We start from the raw sequence: 10414 nt of genomic DNA on the forward strand, positions 1-10414 counted from the left end.
TGTCGTGGTTCCGAAGTACCGGGCGCCCGTGTCGCATTCACGGGCGTTCTTGCTGTGCGTGTGCGTGTGCGGTGCGTCTCCGGACCCAAGGCGATCACCTCCGGGTTCCGCGGTCGCGGAACCCGATCCGAGCCCCTTGAACGAAGGAGACAGATATGGCTTCCGGCACCGTGAAGTGGTTCAACTCTGAGAAAGGCTTCGGCTTCATCGCCCAGGACGGCGGCGGCGCCGACGTCTTCGCGCACTACTCCAACATCGACGCCACCGGCTACCGCGAGCTCCAGGAGGGCCAGAAGGTGACGTTCGAGGTCACCCAGGGCCACAAGGGCCCGCAGGCCGAGAAGATCCGGCTGGCCTGACCCGTTTGCACCACGCGGAAAAGGCGCCCGTTCCCCGTGCGGGGCGGGCGCCGCTCCGTGTCCGCACGCGTCCGCGGCCTTACGGGTGGCGGTCGTTGAGGATCTTCTGGAACAGCCGGTGGTCGCGCCAGGCGCCGTTGATGTGCAGATAGTTCTCGGCGGTGCCGAACGCGGTGAAACCGCACTTCAGCAGGGTGCGCTGGGACGCGAGGTTGTCGACGAGGGTGCCCGCCTGGAGGCGGTGCAGGCCCAGCTCCGCGTCGGCCGCGGCACAGACCGCGGTCACCGCGGCGGAGGCCAGGCCGCGGCGCAGCTGCCCGGCGTCGATCCAGTAGCCCACGTTGGCACTGCGGAACGGGCCCAGCACGATCCCGGTCAGCGTGATCGCACCGACGATGTCGGGCTCCCCGGCACCGTCGTCCGGCCGCCGCTCCAGCACCCACGGCATGGTGTGCCCGGCGCTGCGTTCCGCGAGCAGGCCGTGCAGCCGGGCCGCCTGGCCCTCGGCGGTGAAGAACGCGTCGCCCCGCACCGGCTCCCAGCGGCGGAGGTGGTCCCGGCTGCGCCGGTAGGACCGGGCGAGGCCGGCGGCGTCCTCCGCCGTGGCGGGGCGCATCAGGACGTCGGAGGTCAGCGGGGCGGACGACGCGGAGATCATCCGCACAGCGTACGGGCGGGGCGGCGGCCCGGCACCGGCCTCGGGAAAACCCGTTCGGTCAGGTCCCCGGCGGCCGCTCCCGGCCCCGCCCCTGGTCGTTGCCGAGCTGCCCCTTGAGCTTGTCCTGCCCCGTGTCGACCTGCCCGGAGTACGTGCCCTGGGTCTTCTCGTCGAGCAGGTCGCCGCCCTTGTCGACGCCCTTGCCGGCCTGCTCACCGTGGCCCTTCAGCATCTGCTTGAGCTTGTCCATCACGGACATGGTGTGACCTCCTCGCGGAACGGCCCCCGCCACTCCAGCATCACCCCCGTTCAGGTGATCTGCATCCGCGCGCCCGGAGTCACGAACGGCTCGGCACCGGGGCCTTCAGCTGGTCGCTGATGAACTTCAGGGAACCGTCGGCCATGCCCTTCTGGTAGTCCCAGGCGTTGTGCCGGCCGTCGGGTATGAGCTGCAGCGCGGTGTGGATCGGGCCCTTGCCGTAGGTGTTGCGGAACTTCTGGACGGGCAGGGTGACGGCTGGGGACTCCCGGGTGCCCACCTGAAAGGCGACGTAGACGTCCGGGCCGCCCTTCTGGAGCAGCCGTCGGGCAAGCTTTTCCGGGTTGTTGGCGTCCTTCTCCGCCTGGTGCCCGGCCCACAGCGGGGAGTCCGGCACGATGTCCGGTCCGCTGGCGATCGCCGCCTTGAACTTGTCCGGGTGCGCAAGGACGGACTTCAGCCCGGCGAAGCCGCCCGAGGACGAGCCCATGAACGCCCAGCCGTCGCGGGACCGGAAGGTGCGGAAGTTGGCCTTCGCCAGGTCCACCACGTCCTCGGTCAGCCAGGTGCCCATCTTCTGCTGGCCGGGTATGTCGCTGGCGTCGTGGTAGCGGGTGTCCGGGTTGAGCATCGGCATCACCACGATGAACGGCAGGCTCTTGCCCTCCGCGGTCCACCGGGTGAGGTTCTCCTGGAGCTTGATGTCGCCGCCGACCCAGTAGTTGGTGACCCCGTCGGCGTCCTGCGGGCTGCCCAGACCGCCCGGGAGGGCGATCAGCACCGGGAATCCGCTCTTGGCGTACTTCGGGTCCCGGTACTCCTTCGGAGCCCAGACCCAGACGCTGCCGGTGACGCCCGACTTGCGGCCCTTCAACGTGGTCCGGGCGATGTGCGTGCCGTCGTCCAGCGTCCGGGTGACCCGGAAGTCGCTCTTCGGGCCCGTCGGCATACGGGTGTCCGTGTCCACGGGCTTGACGGGCGCGGCCCCGTCCGGTTTGGCGCCGGCGTTGAAGTCGACCGGCTGCCCGGTCTCCGAGCAGCCGGTGAGCAGTGCACAGGAAGCGACGAGGGCGGCCGCGAGCGCGACGGCGTGGGGGTGTTTCAACGGGGACTCCGGGGCGGTCGATCAACGGCACGTGCCCTTGCACGTGCCCATACAGAGGGAAAAGGGGCGGCGGGGGTTCCCTCGTAACGGGCCGGCCGGACGATCCGGCGCGGGGCCGCGGCGCGGACCGGTTCACCCGAACGGCCCTACGTGCCCCGGCCGGTTCCGTAGCGGCGCCGCGGGAAGCGCTCGACGGGCACGGCGCCGCGGTCCGGCCGAGAATGCAGCGGTGAGCGAAGAACACCGCAATGCCGAGGACCCCGCCCGCGCCACACCGGGCGACGAGGAACGCCGGCTCGCCCGCAAGGCGCTGGCCGGCCGGGCGCGGGACGCGGCGGACCTGTCGTTGCTGATGGACATGTTGGGCCTGGACCCGGCCGGGGACCGGGGCCACGGCGCCGCGCACGCACCGGCGGCGGACCACGGCCGCACCCCCGGGCGCGGGTCCCGGGCCGGCCGTGCCCGCTCCCTGCTCCGGCCCGATCGGGGAGACACGCCCTGATCCGTCCCCCGCCGTCACGACCGGCTACCGGCCGCCACCCGCCCGGCGCAGTCGCAGCGTCACGATCTGGAAGGAACGCAGCCGCATCCGCACGGAGTTCCCCCGCCGGTCAAGCGCCGGACCGTCCTCCCACGGGCGCTCCAGCAGATCCGTGGCGACCGCGCCGGCCAGCTCGAACCCGGCGGTGAGGACGGTGACGGCGCGCCCGCCGCGGGCCTCGTGGAGCCGGACGACCACATCGCCGCTCCCGTCGTCGGCGAGCTTCACCGCGGTCACCACCGTCGCGTCGTCGTCGACCGTCACCAGCGGCGGCACCGGACCCGCGCCGGTGATCCGGCGCTCCGGCAGATTGATCCGGTGGCCCTCGCGCACCGCGTCGGCGAGGTCCGCGCCGGGCACCAGGGCGTAGCGGAAACGATGGCGGCCCTGGTCGGTCTCGGGGTCCGGGAAGCGCGGGGCGCGCAGCAGCGACAGCCGCACGGTCGTGGTGGTGCCGCGGTCGCCGTCCTCCCGGACGGTACGGGTCACGTCATGACCGTAGATCGCGTCATTGACCAGCGCGACGCCCCAGCCCGGCTCCTCGACGTGCACGAACCGGTGCGCACACGCCTCGAACTTGGCCGCCTCCCAGCTGGTGTTGGTGTGCGTGGGCCGGTACAGATGCCCGAACTGGGTCTCCGCGGCGTACCGCTCGGCGTGCACGTCCAGCGGGAACGCCGCCTTGAGGAACTTCTCCGTCTCGTGCCAGTCGACCTCGGTGGCGACGTCCAGCCGGCGCTGTCCGCGCGCCAGCGTCAGCGACTGCTCCACCCGCGAGTCCCCGAACGTCCGGGACACCCGTACCGTCGCGGCGTCCGGGCCCGCCGCACCGAGGACCACCTCGTCCGCGTCCGTCAGATCGGTGACCACATTGCGGTAGAACGCGTCCACGTCCCAGGCGTCCCACATGTTCGGGAAGTCGGGGTGGACCTGCAGCAGGTTCGCCGCCGCCCCGGGGGCCACCGTCTCGCGGCCGGCCGTCAGGTCGTACGCGGAGACCACCAGACCGCGGCCGTCGATCCCGATCCGCAGCAGACCGTTGGTGAGCGTGAAACCGCCGTCGTCGCGGGGCGTGACGGACACCTCCGGGCCCTCGGCCGACGGCGGCGCCAGCGCGCCGGCCGCCACCCCGCCCCGGGCGTGCGGCGCGGAGTTCACCACCAGCTCGGTGTCCCCGCCGCCGGCCAGCGCCGCCAGCGCGCCGCCGATCAGCCCCTCCAGCTCGGCGGCGACCGCCGCGTACGTCTGCGCCGCCTCACGGTGCACCCAGGCGATGGACGAACCGGGCAGGATGTCGTGGAACTGGTGGAGCAGCACCGTCTTCCAGAGGCGGTCCAACTCCTCGTACGGATACGGGCGTCCGCGGGTCACGGTGGCGGTCGCCGACCACAGCTCCGCCTCCCGCAGCAGCGCTTCGCTGCGCCGGTTGCCGCGCTTGGTCTTCGCCTGGCTGGTCAGGGTCCCGCGGTGCAGCTCCAGATACAGCTCGCCCACCCACACCGGCGCCTGCGGGTACTCCGCCTCCGCCCGCGCGAAGAAGTCAGCGGGCTTCTCCCACACCACCGTCGGCGACCCGTCCAGGTCGCGCAGCCGCCGGGACTTGGCGATCATCTCGCGGGTGGTGCCGCCGCCCCCGTCGCCCCAGCCGGTCGGCGCCAGCGAGTGCCGGGCCGCCCCCTTGTCCTTGAAGTTCCGGGCCGCATGGGCGAGTTCACCGCCGGACAGCTGGCAGTTGTAGGTGTCCACCGGCGGGAAATGGGTGAAGATCCGGGTGCCGTCGATGCCCTCCCAGCGGAAGGTGTGGTGCGGGAAGGAATTCACCCGGCTCCAGGAGATCTTCTGAGTCAGCAGCCACTTCGCGCCCGCCGCCCGGATGATCTGCGGCAGCCCGGCGGCGAAGCCGAAGGTGTCCGGCAGCCACGCCTCCTGGTTCTCGACGCCGAACTCCTCCAGGAAGAACCGCTTGCCGTGCACGAACTGCCGGGCCATCGCCTCCGACCCCGGCATGTTGGTGTCCGACTCCACCCACATCCCGCCCGCCGGGACGAACCGGCCCTCCGCGACCGCCTTCTTGACCCGGGCGTAGACCTCCGGCCGGTGCTCCTTGAGCCACGCGTACTGCTGGGCCTGCGACATGGTGTAGACGAACTCCGGCTCGTCCTCCAGCAGCGCCGTCATGTTCGACGTGGTCCGCGCCACCTTCCGGACCGTCTCGCGCAGCGGCCACAGCCACGCCGAGTCGATGTGCGCGTGCCCCACCGCGCTGATCCGGTGCGCTGAGGCCCCCGCGGGCGCCGCCAGCACCTCCCGCAGCTCCGAACGGGCCGCTGCCGCCGTCGCGTTGACGTCCTGCAGATCCACCGCGTCCAGCGCCCGGCCGACCGCCCGCAGCACCTCCCAGCGCCGCGGGCCGTCCACCGGGAGCTCCGCCATCAGCTCGCCCAGCACCTCCAGATCCTGGATCAGCTCCCAGACCTCGCTGTCGAACACCGCCAGGTCCATCCGCGCCAGCCGGTACTGCGGCGCGCTGCCCGCGGTCTCCCGGTCGCCCAGCGGTGTGGGCAGGAACGGGTGCACGTCCAGGATCACCGGGTTGGACGCGGCCTCCAGATGCCATGCGACGCGCTCGCCGCCGCGCACCGGCGCGCCCACCCGCACCCACTGGTTCCGCGGGTTGAGCGCCTTGACCGGGCTGCCGTCGGGCCGGTGGACCAGCGCCTCGCACTGGAACCCCGGCATCCGCTCGTCGAAGCCCAGGTCCAGCACCGCCTCCACGGTCCGCCCGGCCCACTCCTGCGGCACCTGCCCGCGGACCCGGAACCAGGTCGTGCCCCACGGCGCGCCCCAGGCGTCCCCCACCGCCACCGGCGTGTACTCGGCGGCCAGGCCCTCGGCCACGGGCACGGGTTCACCGGGTGCGACCCAGGCCGCGACCTCCAAGGGAACCGACTCCGGATAGAGCGCCGGCCGGATGCGCTCGTCCAGAACCCGCTTGAGCCGGGCTTCGACCAGTGCGCGATCGTCATGCATGGGAGGGGCTCCGTAGCGTCGAGAAGGAGAGGTGGGAAGGAGAGGCGGGAAGGAGAGCGGGAAGGGCTGAGGGTCACCAGGGGACGTCGGTGCGGGCGGGCGCCGAGACCGTGAACAGCTCGTGCACCGCGCGCACCTCCAGCCGGGCGGCCGCCTCGTCCGCGGCCCGCCGCAGCCCCCGGACGTAGTACGCCGTGCCGCAGGTCCCGCCCAGGAACTCCCGCGATCCGTGCGGAAGGTGGCGGTACAGCGCGTAGTGGCGCACCGGCCCGGCGGCCCGCTCCCAGCGCAGCCGCAGCGCGAGCGCCCCGTCCGTGGTGGCACGGTCGGTGACCCGCAGCCCGGTGGGCGCGGCCGGCGACCCGGCACGGTCACGGACCGCCAGCGCCCCCAGCCGCCAGGCCACCGGTGCGCCGCCGCGGCCGGTCAGCCGTACCCCCAGCGCACGGACCGTCCCCGGCACCAGCGGGCCGAGCCGCACGGTGTCGGTGCGCCAGCCGCCGCCCGGCTCCAGCGTGCCGGCCGGCAGATAGGCGTACGGTGCGGGCTCGCCCGGCGCCGGAGCCTCTTGCAGCGCCACCGCCATCTCGACGGTCACCGGCCCCGACGACGGATCGAGGCGATGGGTGAGGCCGACCACCGCGTCCGCACCGGCCGGCAGCCGCGCCGGGAACAGCTCCAGGGTCGTCTGAGCGTCGAGCGCACCGCGCACCAGCAGACTGCTGCCGCCGCGCCAGGCCGCGGCGAAGTCCAGCGAGACCTCCGGGCGGGCGCCCGCGGTGCGTACCGCCCAGCGGCGCGGCGGCAGCACGTCCTGCAGCCCGAGGTGGTTCCAGGGCGCGTCCGAGAGCGCGCGCCCGCCCTCGTACCAGCGCAGTCCGTGCCCGGTGTTGAAGGTGGTGGCGAACGGCAGCGCGGTCAGCACCGACCGGTCCGCGACCACGGCGGCCGGCGCCCGCCAGCCGTCCCCCGTACCGCCCGGCACGGTCGGATCCAGCGCCTCGCCCGACCAGAACCGGTCGTCCGCGGCATGGAAATCACCCGGCGTACGCCCCTCGGGCAGATGCGTCAGCGTCCACTCCGGACGGTAGAAGGCGTACGAGACGACGTGGTCGCGCCCGGCCGGGACGATCGCGTCCCAGTCCGTGCGGGTGTCCCAGCCCGCCGACTCGGCATCGACGCCGGCCCACAACTCGTAGCGGCTGCGGCCCAGTTGACCGGCGAGCCGGCCGGAGTCCGCGAGCGACCGGGCGCTCCAGCGGAAGTCGAGGAACATCGAGTCGGCGACCGGCCCGGCGGCGTCCTGGAAGAACGGCCGGTTGAGGTCGTTGAGCGCCCCCTGCCAGCCCACCCGCCCGGTCCGGTTCATCGCGTCGTACCACGTGAGGCGCAGCCCGTGCCGGGCGCCCGCCGCGCGCAGCGCCCGCAGGAAGCCCTGCATGTCCGCGGCGAGCGCGGGGTCCCCGCCGCCGGTCTCGGCGTTGACGAACCAGCCGTCGAAGCCGTACGCCACGGCCACCCGCGCCAGCTTCGCGGCGAGCGGGAAGCGGCCCGCGGCGTCCTTCCGCACCAGGTCGCGGGTCCAGCGCAGCTGCCCGCCGTAGGCGGCCGGCGGCAGGAAGACGGTGCCCAGGACGGGCACGCCGTTGCGGTGCGCGGCGTCCACGACCGGGGCGTTCGGCGCGAGGATCAGCCCCTCGCCGGACGAGCCGCCCCAGAAGACCAGCTCGTCGAGGTACGCCCAGTGCGTCGGCGCGTAGCGGTCCGCGGTCGCCGAGCCCTGCGACGGATTGCCCGCGGTGTGGTCGAAGGCCGCCAGGGCGCCGATCCGGGCCTGGCCGGCGCGGGCCGAGGTGTTCGCCGGCACCGGGGTGAACCGCTCGGCGAGCGGCACCGACGCCGTGTTGAACGGCAGGTCCCGGTCGGACCGCGGCGTCCACGCCGCGAGGCTGCGCCACACCACGCCGTCGTCGGGCGTGCCTTCCGGAGGGGAGTCGGGGAACCAGTACGACGCGTACGGCTGGAGCGGGTCCGCGGTGCGGTGCCGGCCGGCGGCCGCCGCGCCACCCGTGAGGGGCGGGCCGCACAGGGCGGCCGCGGCGCCCGCCCCGGCCAGCAGCACACGACGGCGGGTGACGGGCGGCGGGCGGTGGGTCATGAGGTGCTCCTCCGGTGGGGGACGGACGGCGGCCGGCGACGCGCGGCGCGGGCGGAGCCGCCGGATGCGCGCACCTCGTCGGGCGAAAGGACCTCGGTGATGCCACGTGCGGTCAAATGCTCCTGGTCTTCGGCGAGTTCGGACAGTACGAGGGCCGGGCGGGCGCCCTGGGCGGCCAGTTCGGCCCAGGCCTCGAACACCGGGCCGCCGGGCGCGCACACCGACCGGTGCGGCGCCGTGCCGGCCCCGCCCACGTCCACGACCAGCGCGCAGCTCCGCACCGGCGGCCGGTGCTGCCGGCCGCGCCACTCGGCGGCCAGCGCCGCGAGCGCCCGCCCGGCCGGCTTGACCGTGCGGTCGGTGCGGAGCAGCCCGAGCCCGTACTCCAGCTCCGGGAAGTCCGCCAGCGACCGGGACACGTCGTGCGAACACCACCAGGTGACGCCCCACAGGTCCGGGCAGTCCAGGACGGCCGCGACGGTCGCCTCGGTGAAGTGCGCCGCCCGGTCCGCGGGGATGTGCGGCGCGGGTGCCCCGACCTCCTGGAGCCAGACCGGGCGGTGCGGGTCCGTCGCCCATGCCTTGGACAGCTCGACGAGATAGGCGGCGTGCTGCTCGGTGGCGGTGCCCGCCGGCCCGTGGCGCTGCGCGGTGCCGTTGAACACCCAGGAGTGCACGGCCGTCACGGCACCCAGCCGGGCCGCGTGCGCCGGGGTGAACGGATGACCGTCGCGGTACCAGGCGGCGTCGTACGCGGCGTGCAGATGCATCCGGCCCGGCGCGCCGCGCTCGCAGGCCGCCAGCATCCGCTCCAGCCAGGCCGCGGCCTCCGCGCCGGTGATGTGGTCCGGGTCGGGGTGCGGGCCGTCGGAGAACTGGTTGATCTCGTTGCCGAGCGTCATCCCGAGGAAGTGGGGGCGGTCCGCGAGCGCCGCCGCGAGCGTGCGCAGGTACTCCTCCTGGCCGGCCAGCACGTCGGGGTCGGTGAAGAGGTTGCGGCGGTGCCAGGTCCGGGTCCAGGCGGGCAGGAAGTCGAAGCTCGACAGATGCCCCTGCAGGCCGTCGACGGCGACGTCGAGCCCGCGGTCGGCCGCCGCGTCCGCGAGCTGCACCAGCTGTTCCACGGCGCGCGGCCGGATCAGGGTGCGGTTGGGCTGGAACAGCGGCCAGAGCGGGAAGACCCGGATGTGGTCCAGGCCGAGCGCGGCGACGGAGTCGAGGTCGGCCCGGACCGCGTCGAGATCGAAGTCCAGCCAGTGGTGGAACCAGCCCTGGGTGGGCGTGTAGTTGACGCCGAATCGCATGGGACTCCTGGGGGTCGAAGGCGGCGGGAGGGCGGCGGGCCGTGGGTTCAGCCCTTGACGGCGCCCTCGCCGACACCGCGGAAGAAGGAGCGCTGGAGACAGGCGAAGAGCACGATCAGCGGGAGGACGGCGATGACGGTGCCGGCCGCGACCAGCCGCTGGTTGTCGGCGAAGGTGCCGTGCAGGAAGTTCAGGCCGATGGTCAGGGTGAACTTCGACTGGTCGCTCAGCACGATCAGCGGCCACAGGAAGTCGTCCCAGGCCCCCATGAACGCGAAGATCGCCACCACCGCGAGGGTGCCCTTCACCGAGGGCAGCGCGATCCGCACGAACCGCTGCCAGGCGTTGGCGCCGTCGACGAACGCGGCCTCCTCCACCTCGTACGGCAGCGCCGCGAAGGCGTTGCGCATCAGCAGCACGTTCATCGCGCCGATGCAGCCGGGCAGCACCACCCCGAGCAGGGTGTTGTTGAGCTGCAGCGCCCGCATTGTCACGAACTGGGCGATCATGATGCTCTCGACCGGCACCAGCATCGCCATGAGGAAGACCACCAGCGCGGCCCGGCGGCCCCGGAAGCGCAGCCGGGCGAGCGCGTAGCCGGCGAGCGCCGCGCCCGCGCAGTTGGTGAGCACATTGGCCGTGGCGACCTTCAAGGAGTTCAGGGCGAAGTCCCAGACCGGGATGATCCGGGCGACGCCCGCGTAGTTCGCCAGCGTCACCTCGTGCGGGACCAGGCTCGGCGGATAGCGGTAGAGGTCCTCGCCGGGGCCCTTGAGGGACGTCGACAGCTGCCACAGGAACGGTCCGACGGTCAGCGCCAGTACGGCGAGCAACAGTGCGTAACGGACGGCCAGTTGCCACCGCGGCGGCCGTCGCCCGGCGCGCTCGTGCCGCGGTGCGGTCGCGCTCATTAGAGGACCATCCCTTCTGCAGCCCTCTTCGGTAGGGTTGTGACCTCTCGGTCCCGGTGGGTGCATGGCCAGTAGTGCGAGCCGTTCGA

The 10414-nt window shown here is 73.4% G+C and carries 9 protein-coding genes; 2 read left to right on the forward strand and 7 right to left on the reverse strand.

The genetic code is table 11. The features are described from left to right. Positions 1-155 precede the first annotated feature (155 nt). On the forward strand, positions 156-359 hold the full coding sequence (locus tag AB0G35_RS25910; protein ID WP_030416471.1) for a cold-shock protein: 204 nt from the start codon (positions 156-158) through the stop codon (positions 357-359). 79 nt (positions 360-438) lie between these two features. Here AB0G35_RS25910 and AB0G35_RS25915 read toward each other — a convergent pair whose 3' ends face one another. From AB0G35_RS25915 to AB0G35_RS25925, 3 genes are all read right to left on the reverse strand, one after another. Then, on the reverse strand, positions 439-1017 hold the full coding sequence (locus AB0G35_RS25915) for a GNAT family protein (RefSeq protein WP_360954067.1): 579 nt from the start codon (positions 1015-1017) through the stop codon (positions 439-441). A 58-nt stretch (positions 1018-1075) separates the two neighbouring features. After that, entirely contained in the window at positions 1076-1276 is a 201-nt protein-coding gene (locus AB0G35_RS25920) for an antitoxin (RefSeq protein WP_360954070.1), read from the reverse strand. Between the two features lie 79 nt (positions 1277-1355). Then, positions 1356-2381: an alpha/beta hydrolase-fold protein gene (locus AB0G35_RS25925; RefSeq protein WP_360954073.1), complete on the reverse strand. Its 1026-nt coding sequence runs from the start codon at positions 2379-2381 to the stop codon at positions 1356-1358. Between the two features lie 229 nt (positions 2382-2610). Here AB0G35_RS25925 and AB0G35_RS25930 point away from each other — a divergent pair, with 229 nt between their 5' ends. Then, on the forward strand, positions 2611-2883 hold the full coding sequence (locus AB0G35_RS25930; protein ID WP_360954076.1) for a hypothetical protein: 273 nt from the start codon (positions 2611-2613) through the stop codon (positions 2881-2883). 24 nt (positions 2884-2907) lie between these two features. On the opposite strand, the gene AB0G35_RS25935 is transcribed toward AB0G35_RS25930, so the two are convergent. The 4 genes from AB0G35_RS25935 to AB0G35_RS25950 all read right to left on the reverse strand — a co-directional run bounded on the left by AB0G35_RS25935 (position 2908) and on the right by AB0G35_RS25950 (position 10325). Continuing rightward, positions 2908-5952, reverse strand: a complete 3045-nt coding sequence (locus tag AB0G35_RS25935; protein ID WP_360954079.1) for a glycoside hydrolase family 38 C-terminal domain-containing protein — start codon at positions 5950-5952, stop codon at positions 2908-2910. 73 nt (positions 5953-6025) lie between these two features. Further along, the gene (locus AB0G35_RS25940; RefSeq protein WP_360954082.1) at positions 6026-8110 is read right to left on the reverse strand and encodes an endo-beta-N-acetylglucosaminidase; all 2085 of its coding nucleotides are present in this window, start codon (positions 8108-8110) and stop codon (positions 6026-6028) included. Further along, positions 8107-9414: a glycosyl hydrolase gene (locus tag AB0G35_RS25945; RefSeq protein ID WP_360954085.1), complete on the reverse strand. Its 1308-nt coding sequence runs from the start codon at positions 9412-9414 to the stop codon at positions 8107-8109. Before AB0G35_RS25945 ends, AB0G35_RS25940 begins: the two co-directional genes overlap by 4 nt. Positions 9415-9461: 47 nt before the next feature. Then, positions 9462-10325 (reverse strand): carbohydrate ABC transporter permease, encoded by an 864-nt coding sequence (locus AB0G35_RS25950; RefSeq protein WP_360954088.1) that lies wholly within the window; start codon positions 10323-10325, stop codon positions 9462-9464. Between the last annotated feature and the right edge of the window lie 89 nt (positions 10326-10414).

Origin of the sequence: Streptomyces sp. NPDC021749 (genome assembly GCF_040640655.1) — a bacterium.
Taxonomy (GTDB): Bacteria; Actinomycetota; Actinomycetes; order Streptomycetales; family Streptomycetaceae; genus Streptomyces.

Excerpts from the sequence above, each read along its gene's own strand:
- AB0G35_RS25940 (WP_360954082.1), bottom strand. The coding sequence starts at position 8,110 with ATGACCCACCGCCCGCCGCCCGTCACCCGCCGTCGTGTGCTGCTGGCC.
- AB0G35_RS25915 (WP_360954067.1), bottom strand. The coding sequence starts at position 1,017 with ATGATCTCCGCGTCGTCCGCCCCGCTGACCTCCGACGTCCTGATGCGC.
- AB0G35_RS25945 (WP_360954085.1), bottom strand. The coding sequence starts at position 9,414 with ATGCGATTCGGCGTCAACTACACGCCCACCCAGGGCTGGTTCCACCAC.
- AB0G35_RS25935 (WP_360954079.1), bottom strand. The coding sequence starts at position 5,952 with ATGCATGACGATCGCGCACTGGTCGAAGCCCGGCTCAAGCGGGTTCTG.
- AB0G35_RS25920 (WP_360954070.1), bottom strand. The coding sequence starts at position 1,276 with ATGTCCGTGATGGACAAGCTCAAGCAGATGCTGAAGGGCCACGGTGAG.
- AB0G35_RS25950 (WP_360954088.1), bottom strand. The coding sequence starts at position 10,325 with ATGAGCGCGACCGCACCGCGGCACGAGCGCGCCGGGCGACGGCCGCCG.
- AB0G35_RS25910 (WP_030416471.1), top strand. The coding sequence starts at position 156 with ATGGCTTCCGGCACCGTGAAGTGGTTCAACTCTGAGAAAGGCTTCGGC.